At 45.6% G+C, this 16,750-nt stretch carries 11 protein-coding genes; 5 read left to right on the forward strand and 6 right to left on the reverse strand.

Annotated elements, in window-relative coordinates:
- Positions 1 to 5: 5 nt before the first annotated feature.
- Positions 6 to 4,772 carry a PKD domain-containing protein gene (locus tag SIO70_RS17265; protein WP_320572664.1) on the reverse strand — a complete coding sequence of 1,589 codons (4,767 nt, stop codon included), beginning with the start codon at positions 4,770 to 4,772 and terminating at the stop codon, positions 6 to 8.
- 146 nt (positions 4,773 to 4,918) lie between these two features.
- Between SIO70_RS17265 and SIO70_RS17270 the strand changes: the two genes are divergently transcribed.
- The 3 genes from SIO70_RS17270 (at position 4,919) to SIO70_RS17280 (ending at position 7,559) form a co-directional block, all read left to right on the forward strand.
- A complete protein-coding gene (locus tag SIO70_RS17270; RefSeq protein WP_320572666.1) occupies positions 4,919 to 5,329 on the forward strand; it encodes a hypothetical protein in 411 nt (136 codons plus the stop codon).
- Positions 5,330 to 5,512: 183 nt separating this feature from the next.
- Complete coding sequence (locus tag SIO70_RS17275; RefSeq protein WP_320572667.1) at positions 5,513 to 7,294, forward strand: beta-galactosidase family protein; 1,782 nt, start codon at positions 5,513 to 5,515, stop codon at positions 7,292 to 7,294.
- A 94-nt stretch (positions 7,295 to 7,388) separates the two neighbouring features.
- Positions 7,389 to 7,559 carry a winged helix-turn-helix transcriptional regulator gene (locus SIO70_RS17280; protein ID WP_320572669.1) on the forward strand — a complete coding sequence of 57 codons (171 nt, stop codon included), beginning with the start codon at positions 7,389 to 7,391 and terminating at the stop codon, positions 7,557 to 7,559.
- A gap of 211 nt (positions 7,560 to 7,770) precedes the next feature.
- Here the strand turns inward: SIO70_RS17280 and SIO70_RS17285 are convergent, their stop codons facing one another.
- Both SIO70_RS17285 and SIO70_RS17290 read right to left on the reverse strand, forming a co-directional pair.
- A complete protein-coding gene (locus tag SIO70_RS17285) occupies positions 7,771 to 9,702 on the reverse strand; it encodes a glycoside hydrolase family 97 protein (protein ID WP_320572671.1) in 1,932 nt (643 codons plus the stop codon).
- A 245-nt stretch (positions 9,703 to 9,947) separates the two neighbouring features.
- A complete protein-coding gene (locus tag SIO70_RS17290) occupies positions 9,948 to 11,078 on the reverse strand; it encodes a glycoside hydrolase family 105 protein (protein ID WP_320572672.1) in 1,131 nt (376 codons plus the stop codon).
- 195 nt (positions 11,079 to 11,273) lie between these two features.
- Here SIO70_RS17290 and SIO70_RS17295 point away from each other — a divergent pair, with 195 nt between their 5' ends.
- Positions 11,274 to 11,711, forward strand: a complete 438-nt coding sequence (locus SIO70_RS17295) for a CBS domain-containing protein (protein ID WP_083728723.1) — start codon at positions 11,274 to 11,276, stop codon at positions 11,709 to 11,711.
- Between the two features lie 79 nt (positions 11,712 to 11,790).
- Here SIO70_RS17295 and SIO70_RS17300 read toward each other — a convergent pair whose 3' ends face one another.
- Complete coding sequence (locus SIO70_RS17300; protein ID WP_320572676.1) at positions 11,791 to 14,235, reverse strand: outer membrane beta-barrel protein; 2,445 nt, start codon at positions 14,233 to 14,235, stop codon at positions 11,791 to 11,793.
- 6 nt (positions 14,236 to 14,241) lie between these two features.
- Positions 14,242 to 14,439: a hypothetical protein gene (locus SIO70_RS17305; RefSeq protein WP_320572678.1), complete on the reverse strand. Its 198-nt coding sequence runs from the start codon at positions 14,437 to 14,439 to the stop codon at positions 14,242 to 14,244.
- A 195-nt stretch (positions 14,440 to 14,634) separates the two neighbouring features.
- On the opposite strand from SIO70_RS17305, the gene SIO70_RS17310 reads away from it, so the two are divergent.
- A complete protein-coding gene (locus SIO70_RS17310) occupies positions 14,635 to 15,093 on the forward strand; it encodes a hypothetical protein (RefSeq protein ID WP_320572681.1) in 459 nt (152 codons plus the stop codon).
- 270 nt (positions 15,094 to 15,363) lie between these two features.
- Here SIO70_RS17310 and SIO70_RS17315 read toward each other — a convergent pair whose 3' ends face one another.
- Positions 15,364 to 16,629 carry an aspartate kinase gene (locus SIO70_RS17315; RefSeq protein WP_320572683.1) on the reverse strand — a complete coding sequence of 422 codons (1,266 nt, stop codon included), beginning with the start codon at positions 16,627 to 16,629 and terminating at the stop codon, positions 15,364 to 15,366.
- Between the last annotated feature and the right edge of the window lie 121 nt (positions 16,630 to 16,750).

The raw sequence follows: 16,750 nt of genomic DNA on the forward strand, positions 1-16,750 counted from the left end.
ATACTTTAAAATAATGTTACATTCCCTTTCAATGTATAAGGGGTACCATTCTCACATACAACTTCCACGGTGTAGACATACACACCGGTATCTGCTTTCCTGCCATTGATATACCCGTTCCAGCCAAACTCACTGCTGTTTGGTGCGAAGTTGCTCCGCTCGTACATGATCCTGCCCCAGCGGTTAAAGACCCTGAAAGATTTTACGGTTGAGATACCACTGGCGCGTACCATCAGAATCCTGTTTTCCGGCAGCCCCTCAGGTGCAAAGGCATTGGGAACGAAGACCTGTGCTTCTTTACAGAAGGCCCGTACACAGATCGTATCGCTGCCGATACAGCCATATATATTGGTGGCTTTTACGGCATAACAGGCATCGTTCTTTACCGTCAATACAGGATTGTTACACAATGCATCATTGCATTGCAGATCATCGGCCGGTGTCCAGATGTAGCTTTGCATAGGCAGAATACCGGGTTCAGTGGCGTTAGTGAGGACAGGATCAAGCTGGATGTTGAACCCGGTTGGAAGAATAAGTGTATCTGTCGCAAAATGTATGATCGGATAGTTCCCGATTTCAATCAACGTATCTGTGGTAGCTGCGCAACCTGTTTCGCTGGATGTCACGGTTATCGCATATCTGCCTGCATCAGTCAGGGCTACCTTGTCAATGCCGGCATAGGTACCATTCACGGGGAAACCGCGACCGGGGCCTGTCCAGAGATAGGTCAGTGTAGAGTTGTCACCAATACCGCTGGTGGCACTTAAGTACAGCTCATCGCCTACACAGAGAGGGGTGCGGGTATTGATTACAGGTTTTGACGGAGACCGGTTGATCACTACAATAAAGCTATCGGCAGCAGAGATACAGTTATGTTGTGTGGCATACACCACATAGGTACCTGCATCCGAAACGCTGGCCGAAGGGAATGTCACGACCGTATTAGTTACCGTATCCGGGTAAGGGCCAAAGGCGGGGCCTGCCCATACGTATTCGATTTCGCCAGCCTGCGGACTGGTGGCTGACAGCGCTGTCAACGTCAATGGTGTCTCGCTGCAGATAGGGGGATTATAGCCTGCTACCGGTTTTGCAGGTGGATCAGGATCTTTTAAAACGAAGACATCATTCAGATGTGCGGTCGTACAACCACCTGTGCTTTCTGCATAAAAATCAGTGTAACTGCCAGCGGTCAGTGACAGGGTGATCTTGCCATCGTTATCGGTAAAACCTGTCGCTACCAGTGGCGTGTTGAATTTTGTATAGTGAACGATGACAGGAATATTCGCAACGACCTGGTCATTCAGATCTCTTGTCTGCAATACGATGGTACCTGAAGGAATGCCACAGGCAGTAGGATTGGTAAAGTCCGCACCAGTGATCTTTAAAGTAGGGTGCACAATGGCGATCACACCTGCCTTAGGCCCTTCACAGCCAAAGCTGCTGCGCTGGTTGGCGTAGTATTGCAAACGAATGGAATCAGTCGTAGTGATTATGGGTGCAGAAGGCAGTAAAGTCTGTTGTGCATCATACCAGTGAATGGTATGACCCGGCAGGGCAGTGGCCTGTAGCGTGACAGAAGCCCCACCCATACAGGTGCTCACATCACTCACAACCGGCGCAGGTACCTCGGGATGCACCGTGAGATGAATATCGTATGCAACACCGGCGCAGGTGGTCTGCTGAGGATTGAAAGGCGTGACCCTTACTGTGATGATGACATCGTTATTCGCTTTATTGGTAAATAAGAGGCTTAAATCGCCCGTAAAATCTCCATTGCTAATGCCAGTCACATTTGAAGGCAAAGTGCCGGAAACAGCCCAGGAATAGGTTGTATTTGGAACAGATGAAACCGGGGTGAAAGTTGCTGCCGTACCAGAGCAGACTGCCTGATCCGGTACAGGGAAATGAATGACCGGACTTTCATAGATGGTAACAGGGGTAGTTGTCGTAAATCCGGGACAGGGACTTAATGCCGCAATCGTATAAGTGACCGTATAGGTACCCGGTGTACTTGCCGCTGGGGTAATAGCTCCTGTAGTGGCATTGATGCTCAACCCTGCTGTAGAAGAAAATATGCCCCCTGGAGTACCTGTCTGTGTGACTGGCTGTGGTGTACTGATATCTCCGCAGTAAGGACTACCGGCATATTGTATCGTTGCATGGGGTGTACTGCTAACGTTGACGGTTGTTGTCGCTGTTACATTCGCACAACCACCACTACCTGTTAATGTATAACGGATGGTATAATTCCCCGGCGCAGCACCAGCAGGGGATAGTGTTCCTGTAGAAGGATCGATGGTGAGGCCTGATGGCGAAATACTATATGTGCCACCGGCATCGCCAGTGCGTGTTACATTTACAGGCGTGCTTGTGGGGGTATTACATAAAGTAGCAGTTGTATAACTGATATTGGCTACCGGTGTTTTTGTAATAGTAACATTAGCGGTGGTCTGGAATCCCGGGCAGGGGCTTGCTGCGGCAATCGTATAAGTGACAATATAATTACCCGGTGTACTGGTCGCAGGCGTGATCGCTCCCGTAGCTGCATCCAGTGTCAAACCTGTAGTAGTGGAAAATACACCGCCTGCACTGCCACTTAAAGTAACTGCCGTGATCCCATCGGCAGAACAGATAGCCCGATAACTGATAGTGGCGTTAGGAGTACCATTGACTGTTACAGTTGTTGTCGCTACTACATTCGCACAACCACCTGTACCTGTTACCGTATATCGGATGGTATAATTTCCCGGTGAGGCACCCGCTGGATTCAGCGTGCCGGTTGATGAATTGATCGTCATTCCTGCCGGCGAAATACTATACACACCGCCGGTACTCCCTGCCTGCGTGACATTGACGACTGCACTTCCGGCTGCATTGCACAATACAGCAGGCGAATAGCTGATAGTCGCTGTCGGTGCAGGATTGACATTCACGGTGATCGTAGCTTTCGGACTTTCTCCGCAACCATTGCCCTGACTCACGGAATAAGTCGTACTACCCGGTGTAGCAGTTGAAGGGGTGGGAGCACCCGGTAATAATACATTATTGGCATCATACCATTTTAGCCCCGTACCACTTGCTGTCAATGCACCTGCTGACTGTCCCTGGCAATAATTGACTGGTGTGGTCACTGTTGGTGTGGTGGGAAATGTACCGATGATCACATCGATCTCAGCTCTCGGTCCTTCACAATTATTCGTAGTCTGACTTACATAATATTTAGTTGTGCCAATGTTCGTTGTTGATGGTGTCGGCGCACCTGTTAATAAGGCGCCATTTGCATCATACCATTTTAAATTAGTGCCTGTCGCTGTTAATGGGGAAGCCGTTGTATGCTGACAAAGCGTAACGGGCGTGGTCACCACGGGTTTTGCAGGCAATGCATTTACAGTTACCACAATAGGTGTCTGCTCACTTTCACATTGTCCGGTCAGGGTTTGTGTAGCATAATAGGTGGTGTTTCCAGCAATTGTCGTAGATGGTGTTGGTACATTGGGTAATAAAGTTCCTCCGGCTGTATACCATTTTATATTCGTGCCGGTCGCTGTCAGTGCTGTCGCTGTTGCGCCCTGACAATATACCACCGGCGTTGTCACCGTAGGTTTGGGAGAAACGGGTAATACGACAATATCGATGTATTTCGTATCCGAACCACAGGTTATACTGGTCGCTGTCAGTGTAATTCTGTATGGACCTGCTGCTGCATACTTGTGACAACCCGGATCGCTTAGTGTAGAAGTAAATCCATCTCCAAAATCCCATAGATAGTCTGTATAGGAACTACAGTTATTTCCACTCGTACCTGTACTGGATTTATTGATGACACATAAATTCTCATTCACACATACCGTAGGCTTGACAGAGAAATCTGCCACCGGTTTGGAGCGTATCACAATCTGGTTCAGGGTATAGGTAGTGGTGTAACAGGCATTCCTGGTATATAAAGTAGCGGTGTAATCTGCCTTGGGACAGGAAGATTTTGTATAGGGATGAGAGATTTTAAATACGGTATTTGTCGCATTCAATGGATGTGTCAATGTCTGAGGAGTGGTGCCATCTCCATAATCCAGGATATACTCCGTGCCCGGTGAGTTAGTGAACCAGTTGCCGATCTGGAACTCTACTGCTGCCGGTGCACAAAGACCTGTAGTTGACGTAGAGGTGGTCAGACTTGCCAGTGGGTTCTGACCATTGTAAAACTGGTAAGTGGTGATTCTGGTACAACCATTTGTAGGGGTGATTTTTATTGTCAGTACGAAATAACCCTGTGAACTATAGGCATGTGTTAACTGCGATCCTGATGCCCAATCCATTTGTGTAAACGTGGGACTGCCATCGCCCCAGTTGATCTCATAGTTATTACCGGTGCCGGTTACTACGGAGGTGTTTTCCACCTTCAGGGTATAGTTATTATTTCCGTTACAGTTTGTAAAAGGAGCATCCAGTAGGTTGAGATCTTTCAGGGAAGGTTTGGGCGAAGGTTTGATGGTGAGTGTGCCGCCTCCGCTTATGCCCTCTACACTGACACTGCCGGTGGTAGCATCTTCTGCTACAATGGCGGTGATAGTAGTGGCGTTGTTGATAGTAAAACCTGCTGCTGCCCGTGAGCCTAAAACCACATTTTGAACCCCTGTGAAATTGGTGCCTGTAATTACGACCTGGCCCCCCTGACAGATAGTCGTGGGAGTGAAGGAGGTAACGGTAGGTAGTTGTGCATAGACAGCGGTGGCTATCAGAAAGAAAAAGAGGAACAAGACACTACGGGGTATCATATAGGGAGTTGTGATTTAATGTATGTTGATGTATGTTGCTAAAGGGCAACAACGATAACAACATGGCCGGCGGAATTGTTTAAGATTGATAAAATAAATTATGCATACCGGGCAGCTTTATTTATATTTAAATAAAATATAAATTGATGTTATTTACACTTTTACTCTGCAGTATGATCAACAGGGCAGATACCTTGCCCGGAGGCTTTTGCAAGCCGTTAGAGGATACGATGTTTCATGAGTGGGTGGTGCGTTATCCGGAGGTGGCGCCTTCATTTCCGGGGGGAGAGGAGGCGTTGGTAAAGTATATCTCAAAGAATTTGCATATTCCGGAAAGGGAGGGGATAGAGCAGCCGTATTATGCGTCTAGTTTTCCGGAATTTTTAATAGATGCGAATGGGAAGATTACTAAAATCAGGTTTGCGAATTATAAGAATCCGCAGACATTGTTGGATAGTTGCATTCAGAATGTGATAGTGAAAATGCCGAAGTGGAAACCGGGGATGTGTAATGGAAAGGCGGTGCCGGTGTTGTATTATTTGCCGGTGCGGCTATGAGTGGTGTGATTGGATTTATCTGAAATATATTTACCTCCGGGCATCGGAGCCATATCCTGCAAAGAAACATTTTACAATACTGATACCCCTACTAATACTATTTTAACCTTTATATTACCATAACATTCCTTATTTTGCCAGCTTAATCAATTGTTACAGGGACGAATGAGAAAACTAATTGTCATGAGCGCACTCGCGCTCCTCAGCTGTCAAATGGTACAGGCCCAGGCCAAACACACTTTTGCCTTAGCTAAGAGTGAATTCCTCCTCGATGGAAAACCTTACCAGATCATCAGCGGCGAACTACACCCTGCCCGTATTCCAAAAGAGTACTGGCGGCACCGTATCCAGATGGCCAAAGCTATGGGCTGCAACACCATTGCTGCCTACGTATTCTGGAACTATCTCGAACAGGAAGAAGGCGCTTTCGACTTCTCTTCGGAAAACCGCAACGTAGCTGAGTTCATCAAAATCGCTCAGCAGGAAGGCATGTGGGTACTCCTCCGCCCAGGTCCCTATGTGTGCGGCGAATGGGAATTCGGTGGCTTACCACCCTACCTGCTCCGTACGCCAGACATCAAAGTACGTTGCCTCGATCCCCGCTACATGGCTGCTGTAGAGCGCTATGTAAAAGCCCTCAGCGAACAGGTAAAACCCCTGCTGGTGACTAACGGCGGTCCGATCATCATGGTACAGGTGGAGAATGAATATGGTAGCTATGCCAACGATAAACAATACCTCTACAAACTGAAAGGCCTCTGGGAGCAAAATGGTATCAATGTACCTTTTTATACTGCCGATGGTCCTGTAGATCCATTGCTGGAAGCTGGTTCAGTACCCGGTGCTGCAATTGGTCTTGACTCCGGTGGCTCTGAAGGCGACTTCGAAGCTGCAAAACGCCAGAACCCTGACGTACCTTCTTTCAGCAGCGAATCTTATCCAGGCTGGTTAACACACTGGGGCGAGAAATTCGCACATCCTGATACCTCCGGTATTCTGAAAGAGGTTAGGTTCCTGCTTAGCACTAACCGCTCTTTCAACCTCTATGTCATTCACGGTGGTACTAACTTTGGCTATACTGCCGGCGCTAACTCCGGTGGCAAAGGGTATGAGCCGGACCTGACTACTTACGACTACGATGCACCTATCAATGAACAAGGTGTACCGACTGCTAAATATATAGCGCTGCGCAATCTCATCGCCAGTTATACCAGGAAGAAACTACCTGCTATTCCAGCACCCATTCCTGCTACTGTAGTGGCTAACTTCGAAGTGAAACCTTATGCAAGCGTATGGGAAAACCTGCCTGCACCTGTTGCCTCAGTACAGCCAAAAACTTTTGAAGCTTACGGCCAGGATTATGGTTTCATGGTGTACAAAACAAAACTGATCGGTCGTAAACATGGTACGCTGAAAATCACTGACCTGCATGACTATGCTACTGTATTCCTGAATGGAAAATTTGTTGGTAAAATAGATCGTCGTCTTGGTGAAAACAGCATCAATCTGCCAAAGAGTGATGTGAAAGATCCGATACTGGAAATCTTTGTAGAAGCAATGGGCCGTATCAACTTCGCACAGGAACTGATAGACCGTAAAGGTATCACTGATCGTGTCACCCTCGAAGGAATGACGCTCATGGATTGGCAGGTATATGGTTTGCCAATGAACGATGGTTTTGTGTCACAGCTGAAACCGGGTGCTGATACCAGCCGTCCGGGCATCTTCTTCAAAGCAGGTTTCAATCTCACTACCGCTGCTGATACTTATATCGATATGAGTAACTTTAAGAAAGGGATTGTATGGGTGAATGGACATAACCTGGGGCGCTACTGGGAAATTGGCCCGCAGAAACGTTTGTATTGTCCGGCTCCATGGCTGAAGAAAGGGGAGAATGAGATTGTGGTGTTTGATCTGTTGCAAACAACTGCTGCTACTGTAGGTGGTGCCAAGACTTTAGAATAATAAATAGAGAGGTTGTCATAAATAGAACCTCTGAAAATCGCATAAATAGCAATCTTGCTCCATTAGGTATCCGGATAAAAAGAGCGTGTATATTTTGATACACGCTCTACACCTGCAGGAGATGGAAAAGGATGCCCTGATTACCAGGACAGCCTATACAGAAGTGCCGCCACGTGTGGAATATAGTTTGACTGAAAGTGCCAGGAGTCTGGCGCCCATATGGAAACAACTGGAAGAGTGGGGGGTACAACACCAAAGCAGATGAAATGATGCTGTTATGCGCATTCATGCAAAACTGATACAACGGTTATTGAATAAAAACATTCATGCAAGAGGTTATTCACCAACGGGGATGAAAGCCATTTTCAGGGAAAATTAAGGCACAGACTAACTATCTTCAAAGAAAAAAGGAGTCTCATTAAAGAAACTCCTTTTTAAATTTTATGAATAAACTTATTTCAATCGTATTGAAAAAACTATTCCATATTCCCACTCAACCTTATCACAAACCCGCCACCCGGTGCCAGTTTCAGCGGCAACCTTGCACCACTTCCTATCGCCCTCTTCTCCAACTTAAAATCCTTCGCATTCTTATCCGCATTCACACCATCCTTCCATAACTGCATCTGGTAAGTACCTGCCGGTAAAAATGACAAATCCACCTCCACATCTCTCGCATCCCAATTCGTCATCCCCGCCACATACCAATCTCCATTCAGCGCCTGTCTCGCCATCACCACATATTCTCCCACCTTTGCCTGCAAAGGAATCGTCTTTGCCCATTGTACCGGCACCTTACTCAACAACTCCATCGCCTCCGGCTCATGCAGGTAATGCGTAGGAATATCACACAACATCTGCAACGGACTTTCGAATATAACGTACATGGCTAATTGATTACACCTCGTACCCAATGTCATTGGTTCGGCCGGTTGTGCACTCCATTGGTCTTTCTGTACATTGATCATACCGCCAGGCGTAAAATCCATCGGCCCTGCTACCTGCCTGATAAAGGGCAGGGTCGTAGTATGTACAGGATCTATCAGGTTCGCAAACTTGCTGATCTCATTTCCCATCACCCCCTCAGACGTAAGTACATTCGGATGTGTACGCAGCCATCCAATAGGTTTGTACGCCCCATGAAAATCTACGAGTAATTGCCTTTTGGCAGCTGCATTCGCCACTTTTTCATAGTACTGTACCATAGGCTGATCATCCCTTTGCATAAAGTCGACCTTAATGCCTTTCACGCCCCATGCTGCAAAGGTATCCAATGCCATATCCATCTGCTGGTTCAGCACCATCCAGCTGCTCCACAACAATATATCTACATGACGTTTCTTTCCATATGCCACCAGTTCTTTTACATTGATATCCTGCGCCAGGCTAAAGAGGTCGCGGGTGCTGCACCAGCCTTCATCCAGCAATACGTATTCAATACCATATTTGCTGGCTACATCAATGTAATACTTGTAAGTATCATTGTTAATACCTGCCCTGAAATCTACCTCGTATACATTGTTGTAGTGCCACCAGTCCCACTGCACTTTACCGGGTTTTACCCAGCTAAAATCGCCTTTGGCATCAGGTGCCAGCTGGTATACCAGTTGGTTCGTGAGCAGGTCCCCGTCTTTGCGTGCGATCATGACTATTCTCCATGGAAACGCCTGCGGACCTTTCAGCTCTGCAATATAATCCTGCCTTGATTCGACCTGCTCGTCTCTGTCGCTGGTGATTTTCACTGTTTTGGGAAAATGCGGAAACACCCCATGGATGCTGTTGCCGCCACGTAGCCACATACCTGCGTAGTTGTATAAACCTGATTCTGTGATAAGGAGTTTTGTACCGTTGACTTCGAACAATGCCGGCAGACTGGCCAACTTGTTTTCGTCTATTTCACCCACCCCATAAGGAATATATTTCCGTTCATTATGAGAATAGAACCCGTCTTCCTGTGGATACCACGCTTTGCCTGTCTTGTCCATATTGAATTCCGCCTGCTCGTCTGTGACCTTATAAGGGCCTTTTTCGCGGGTTATCCAATGCCAGGCAACCCCATTGTCATATGCCCGCCATTCCAGCGACAATGCGTTGTTAAAATCAATATGCAGCTCATTGTAGCGATCGTCGATAGTAGCGGTTTTTTGTTTTACGATGGGCGTGAGCTGACCCTCGTGTGAGCTTTGTTTTGATCTGCTCACTTTCCAGTTGCCTTTATTGAAGGAAACCACCGAGTTACCGATCAACGGCTTGTTATCCTGCGATACGCTGTAGGTGATATTGGCGCCTACGGATACGGACAAGGTAATAGACTTGTCTGGTGACAGTAAAGTGAATTTTTGTTGTGCATGAATGGCGGAGGCACTTCCTAACAGGAAGGCGCATGCAAGCCATGGGTGGAATTTCATAAATAGACCTGAGTTTTTTTAAAGGTATAAAAACAATCCTGAAAGAGATAATTTGCCCAAAGGGAGGAAAATTATTTTCAGAAAAAAAGCAGCTGCTACCACCGGGGATTTACCCAAAGGGAGGAACCCCCATTCCAAAAAGCATTCATAAAAAAGGTAGTTCACAAACAGGCATGAACACTATTTTCAGAAAAAAAGCCGCTGCTACCCTCGGTAACAGCGGCCTATATACATTCAGATGATCATTACTTATCCAGCAACAACGCAGCAGTCCACAACACCGGCGCCTGACCCACCAGGCTACCTGTTACTTTCTCCCTGTTGAGGTAATAATTTGGATCATTCCGCTTCTTCGTTTCTTCACAAACATCCTTCAGATCTCCTGCTTCATTGAGTCCTTTTACAACTGCCATCCACGCATTTCTGGCCATTGTACCATACGCCTCATCTTCCAGCCATTTCCTTTTCACCCCCATTACGAGAGCATAAGTGAACATCGCCCCGCCGGAGTTCTCCGTCCAGCTCTTTTCATCATCTATAATCTGTCCCCATTTGAAATCAGGTGTCTGATACTGTTTCAGGGCGGCCATCATTTTCTTATAGCTATCCAGGATGTGGGCGCGATTTGGATTTTCAACAGGTAAATAGTTGAGTATTAATGCCATACTTGCTGCTGCCCAGCCATTACCACGGCTCCAGTAAATGGGAACGTCGGCCGATTGGTTGAATAAACCTGTTGGTTGCTGTAGGGCGTCTATGTAAACGGCCAGCTCCGTGGCTGCCCTGTTGATATATTCTTTGGTACCGGTGGCACGAAAAGCCTGTGTTTGCAACAGGGTGAAGAGGAACATATCTTCTACCTGCATACGGGACTGCCAGGAGAGGCCTCTGCCGGCCAATACCTGTTGTTCCGGTTTAGGACCTTCAGGCAGTTCCCACTGCTGGTCTGCAAAAGGCTTACCTACGTCCAGGTAACGGTTCTGATTGGTCTGAAGGTAGAGTTCCAGCGGAACAGCGCCAAATACGCTATGTTCCAGCATGTCGGGAATAGGCATCATATGGTGCGCCTGTGCCACGAGTGGTTCATACCTGAGTGCCAGCTTTTCGGCAAGAGCTTTATCACCCGTTACTTTGGCCAGCTGCAGGGCGCCATACCAGGTGAGTACTTCAGGATAAGTAATGGAAGTAGGGGCCTCAGAAGACCCAAAGTTGTCAAAGTTAGATGCTACATAGTGATTAGCTACATATGGACCAATAACGGCCGGTTCATTGCCAAGGGGCCATTCCTTGAATATTTTTTGGCCAAATGTCCCTCCCAGATTCACGAACAACGCTGACGTAGCGATCAAAACCCGGAATTGTGTTCGATAATTCATATATGATGAATGTTATAGGGTAGATTTTGATGTAAAATTGCCGTAAAGTAATATTTAAAATTTTGTAATGCAATATTTTGTCAACGAATTTTACGTTAAGGACGGAATTTAACCTTGAAGGAGGTTTTTTGCTCCAAAATTCTTAACTTGGAAATAAAGCAGTACTCTTTTCTTCACCTCCAAAATCTCCTCGTTATGGGAACAGTACGCGACATTCTGCAAGTCAAAGGGCATGCAGTCTACTCCATCGATCCCGATAGCACCGTCTTCGATGCACTCAGTGTGCTGGTTGACAAAAACGTCGGTGCACTCATTGTTTTAGACAATGAAAAACTCCTTGGCATCTTCTCTGAACGTGACTACGCCCGCAGGGTGATCTTAAAAGGCCGCGCCTCCAGGGAAACCCTTATCAGGGAGATCATGACGGAACACCCTTATTCCGTCACCGAAAATGATTCGATTGAGGATTGTATGGTAAAAATGACGGAAAAGCACATTCGCCACTTACCTGTCATTGACCATCAAAACAGGCTGGTAGGTATGATTTCCATAGGGGATGTGGTCAAGCACGTTATTGACGAGCAAAAATATATTATAAATAACCTTGAAGGTTATATAAAAGGTACCAGGTAAAATTAAAAACGGCTGCCCTGTAAATGGACAGCCGTTTTATTTTATTTGTCAAAACCTAAAAAAACTCATTTGCCTATCCTCAACCTCCTGATCGCTTCGCTTCTGCACTCGTAGCGGTCTGTCTTTCTCTCGCCCCTTTGATCTTACTATTCCCAAAACTATACGTTGCACTCAACGTAGCCGTCCGGTTCTGCCACTGATTATGGATATGAAAATCTACATTCCCATACACCGCTGCACCCCTGAACTGGTCCCCATTTGTCACATCCGTAAAGTTCAACTTCATATTTAGTTTTTTATCAAACAGCGTCTTCTGCACCCCGCCACCGATTGCATAATACGCCTTGCCTCTCCATACTCCCCACTGAAAAGGTGTACCCCCATACGCATTCACTTCTATCTTCCAGTTCCCCGGCAATGTAAACGTAGATGTCGTTTCAAAATGCGCCCCGACAGCTGAATTCACAATATTCATCCCCGAATCCTTCAGTGCATAGTAATTATAATTCATGTTCAGGTTATTATTGATACTCCACCACTTTGTCGGATTGACCGGCACTGTCAGGGATACATGCCACCCCTGCCTGTAATCATAGTTCTTGTCATAACTCGTTGTCACCTTGGTGGAATCGTTCTGCTCTAAAAACTCCGATATAAAATTCTCCGTTCTGTCATAACTCAAACTCAAAATATACTTCTGCTTAAATGAATACGTCAGCTCAACGATATTCGTAAACTCAGGTTGCAGATAAGGATTTCCCCTGCCATACGTATACCTGTCAGAATAAAATATAAACGGATTCAAATCCTCATACTCCGGTCTGTTGATCCTTCTGGCATACGTCACCCCCAGCTTATGATTCTTACTAAATGTATGATCCGCCGAAAAGTTAGGGAAGAAACTCACATAGTGCCGCTTTACAACAGAATTGTAAGTCACCGAATTCCCTGCAGACGAGGTCCCTTCTACGCGCAAGCCCAGTTGCACATCTGTACCGTTTTTAAATGATTTCTTAATCAATCCATACGCCGCCAGCACATTCTCCGTATAAATAAAATGATTGCTTTGGGAGAGCGCCGGTATATACTTGCCCTCATATAATGAGTCGTACAACAGTACGTTGTCTGTCGTGACAAAACTGCCCTTCACACCCGTTTCCAATCTGGTCGTTTTGTTGAAAGGCAGTACTAAATCCCCCTTAATACTTTTGATCGTAATATTGGTCGTCGTGAAGTTCCTGATCGCATGGGGATTCTTATTGAGCGGATCTTCCGGATAGTACATACTATCATTCAAATACACCCTGCGGTGGTAACCGAATTTCGCATAATCCGCATCTATACTCACTTCTGTACCGAGTGTATCCAACTGACCTTTATAATTGAAATTGATGGTATTGGTGTTAAAGTTGTGGTCATTGTTCGTTACCGAATACAGGACGGAATCCAGTGAAGAATGACCTAGTTGATAAATATTTGTTGTATTGTAAATATTGCTGCGAAAGAAATTGTTATTCCCATTCAGCAGAACGCCCACCGTATGTTTAGGGGTAATGAAATAATCAAACCCTAATTTGTACCCGTTACTGATAAAGTTTCTTTTCCCGAACTGTGGCGCCGAAAAGAACTGGGCTTCCTCCTTATTATCTCCATTCACTACCCGTGTGGCCAGGCGCTGGTTATAAAAATGCCTGTCTCCATGGTTATAATTTCCAAAAACATTGAACTTTTCTGTTCGCCAGTTTAGGTTTAAGCCGGTATTCCAGAATCCATACCGGCCAAAACCTCCACTACCGTTTACGGAGCCGTTGATACCAGTAGCGACTCCTTTTTTTGTTTTAATATTAATAATCCCACTGTTGCCGGCAGCATCATATTTGGCGGAAGGAGAAGTCATGATCTCAATTTGTGAGACCGTTTCTGCCGGCAAACTTTTCAGCAGGTTGGCGAGTTGTTCGCCACTCAGGTAGGTGAGTTTTCCGTCGAGCATGACGGTGACCCCACCATTTCCTTTTAAGAGTATATTATCATCTTTATCAATCTGTACACCCGGTGCACGGCGCAGTACGTCCAGTACATTACTGCCTGCGGCGGCCACGCTGCTTTCTACATTCAATACAGTCGCCCCTTCTCTTCTTTCAATAAAAGGTTTCTGAGCCGTGACGGTCACACCCTGTAAATTTTTGGAAGAGCTGGACAATGTGATATTTGCAAACTGTATAGCCGTATGTTGGGGATCAATGGAAAAGGCCGGTGTATAAGCTGTCTGGTAGCCTACCAGGGAGGTCTGTACAAAATAGTGACCAGTATTGATTTTCTCAAAACTGGCGCTGCCATCTGCTGCACTCAGCTCACCCTTTACGAGGGTGGAATCTTTCGATTGCCGCACTACGACACTGGCAAATGGCAGGGGGTGCCCTTTCCCATCAATCACTTTGACGGTGATTTTCCCATTTACACTCTGGGCAGAACATTCCCCGTTGCCTACGTAGGTAAGCAGAATAAGCAAAATGAGTTTTTTCATAAACAATCAGATCTCTAGTTGATGGCTGTGGTCGTGACCTATGGGTTTAGTCCATTCGTATCCAAAGTTTAGCAGGAACACAGGTAAGATCTTTCGGTCATAACAGTGGTCCCTTAGTTGTTGGTCATGTAGGGAACGGCCTTCCAGCGCGATGATGGTAAGCATACCCAGGGTTATAATGGTGAATATGAATACCTTTTTCATATAGGTTGTTTTATAGAAAGACGACAGGGGTGAAAAAAGGTTGCAGGAAGGTCCTGATTTTTTTAAAATATCCGGGAATAAAATGGCCAAATCATCAATTTTAACACAGAGCGCCATTTTGTAAGGAATTATTAAAAATTTTAATAAATTTGTATTATTAAAATGTTCAATATATCCTTGAAAACCTATACCCTTATGAATAGATGTCTGATTATTAGCCTATTAGTGTTCGTAATGGCTTCTTGCAAGAAAGATGCGCCGTTTGTAATTGAGGCTAACCACTCTTTTGCCAAGGAAAGCCTCGATGTAATTCAAAAGTATTCAACCGGTTCTTTTAAGGTGACACAAACTATTTATGGCCCCGGGTCAATGCCTTCTTTGCAGGATACTACATTGTATACCAACTTTTACATTCGTATTACAGCTGATTCTCTGATCTGGTCAAAGAATGACACAGTAAATAATTATGCGATGCAATGGATATATGATGTTGAGAAACAGACACAAATTTATTATAGGATGAATTTGAGTGGTGTGGCAGGAGGTGAGTCAGATGATTTTGACTTACGTCCGTTGGAAACAAAGAATGGTTATCTGATTTTGTATAACTCCTGGTATAGTGGTACCTGGTATTACCTGGAAAGATTGGATTAATAATATTTATCAATAACGAAAGAGCCGTCTCATAAATGACATGAGGCGGCTCTTTTTATTAGGCTGATTCCTGTCCGCATAGGCCAGTTTCGCCGTTTCTAATTTTTTATAAAACCGTTCGCTAAACATCAAATCCTGCATTAATTCTCCGCTCTTACCCGCCTTTTCCATCAAATTCAAGGAGAGGTGACTTCCCCTCCAAAACCAAAAACTCCCCCAAGCCGATCTCATTCGACCTAAGGGAGTTTAATATCTCTATATATTTTCGGATCATTTTAATAACGCCTGTATAGTCACCGGAGACCTTTGCTCCAGCAACACTGTTCTGTTACCAATCAACTCATTCATCACCCCATCCTTATTATACCTCACCGTCAACAACTCCAACCCCTCATTATAATCAATCTTATACCTCTCATGCAGCGCCTTTATCAACGACTCTATCTTCTCCGGACTATTATCTATACAACAGCTAAAACTAATCGCCGCATTCTGCATCAGGTTGATCTTGATCTTCAATTTATGAAAAAGCTCATAAATATCACTGATCCTATCTTCCGTCACAAACCCAAAATCCTTGGACGTGATCGTTAGCAACACCTGGTTTTTCTTCACCACAATAATAGGAGGGAGCTGTTTTACATCAATATCCTCCCTGATCACGGTGCCCACCAGGTCCTTATTCAAAAAGCTCTTCACATACAAAGGGATCTGCTTATTCTGCAAAGGCTTGATCGTCTTCGGATGTATTACCTGTGCACCATAATACGCCATTTCAATCACCTCACTAAAACTAATTTCAGGAATATTGATCGTATTCGGGAATAACTTGGGATCCGCATTTTTCAACCCTTCCACATCCTTCCAGATCGTTTCACTCTCCGCATTCAGCAGGTTCGCAAACACGGCTGCGGAGTAATCACTCCCCTCACGACCCAATGTCACACTCTCATTTTCGTCCGTACTGCCAATAAAACCCTGTGTCACCACAATATTGGTTTTTTTGAACAGGGGCAGTACCTTTTGCTCTACCTGGCGCGCCGTTACTTCCCAGTCGATATTCGCCTCGCGGAAAGTATCGTCTGTTCTGAACACATCGCGCACATCCATCCAGATATTGGGTACCCCTGCCAGGTTGAAGTAAGCGCTTACGATGGCAGTACTGAGCAGTTCACCCAGGCTAACCAGCTGGTCGTAATAATAGTCGTAAGGGCGGCCTGGTTTCTCGCCCAGCGTCCATTCGGCCTCTGTAAAGAACGTTTGTAGCTGATCAAAAACAGGGTGTGTCCTGTTGCCCAGCAGCTTTTCTGCCACTTCTGTGTGCGATTTTTCGATATTGAAAAGCAACTGTGCCGCAATTTCGCGCTTACGGAGATAAAAGTTTTCGGCTACCTTTTCCAGTTCGTTCGTCGTCTTGCCCATGGCAGAAATAACGATCAGGATCTGTTGATCAGGAAATGACTGAACAATCGCAGCTACTTGTTGGATTCGTTCAATACTTTCTAAACTTGCACCGCCAAATTTGAAAACCTTCATATGTGAGTTTATCTTCCGTTAAAAAAATTCGGGGCAAAGTAAATCAACTTTGAATATGTTTTAAAATTTGTTTCGATGAAAATGACAGTTCCATTAAAATAGGGCGAAATCTGTTACATTA

The organism is Chitinophaga sancti, from assembly GCF_034087045.1.
Taxonomy (GTDB): Bacteria; Bacteroidota; Bacteroidia; order Chitinophagales; family Chitinophagaceae; genus Chitinophaga; species Chitinophaga sancti_B.

What these genes read in the sequence shown, in the direction of transcription:
- SIO70_RS17305 (WP_320572678.1), bottom strand. Translation starts at nt 14,439, where the DNA reads ATGAAAAAGGTATTCATATTCACCATTATAACCCTGGGTATGCTTACC.
- SIO70_RS17265 (WP_320572664.1), bottom strand. Translation starts at nt 4,772, where the DNA reads ATGATACCCCGTAGTGTCTTGTTCCTCTTTTTCTTTCTGATAGCCACC.
- SIO70_RS17300 (WP_320572676.1), bottom strand. Translation starts at nt 14,235, where the DNA reads ATGAAAAAACTCATTTTGCTTATTCTGCTTACCTACGTAGGCAACGGG.
- SIO70_RS17290 (WP_320572672.1), bottom strand. Translation starts at nt 11,078, where the DNA reads ATGAATTATCGAACACAATTCCGGGTTTTGATCGCTACGTCAGCGTTG.
- SIO70_RS17295 (WP_083728723.1), top strand. Translation starts at nt 11,274, where the DNA reads ATGGGAACAGTACGCGACATTCTGCAAGTCAAAGGGCATGCAGTCTAC.
- SIO70_RS17315 (WP_320572683.1), bottom strand. Translation starts at nt 16,629, where the DNA reads ATGAAGGTTTTCAAATTTGGCGGTGCAAGTTTAGAAAGTATTGAACGA.
- SIO70_RS17270 (WP_320572666.1), top strand. Translation starts at nt 4,919, where the DNA reads ATGTTATTTACACTTTTACTCTGCAGTATGATCAACAGGGCAGATACC.
- SIO70_RS17310 (WP_320572681.1), top strand. Translation starts at nt 14,635, where the DNA reads ATGAATAGATGTCTGATTATTAGCCTATTAGTGTTCGTAATGGCTTCT.
- SIO70_RS17285 (WP_320572671.1), bottom strand. Translation starts at nt 9,702, where the DNA reads ATGAAATTCCACCCATGGCTTGCATGCGCCTTCCTGTTAGGAAGTGCC.
- SIO70_RS17275 (WP_320572667.1), top strand. Translation starts at nt 5,513, where the DNA reads ATGAGCGCACTCGCGCTCCTCAGCTGTCAAATGGTACAGGCCCAGGCC.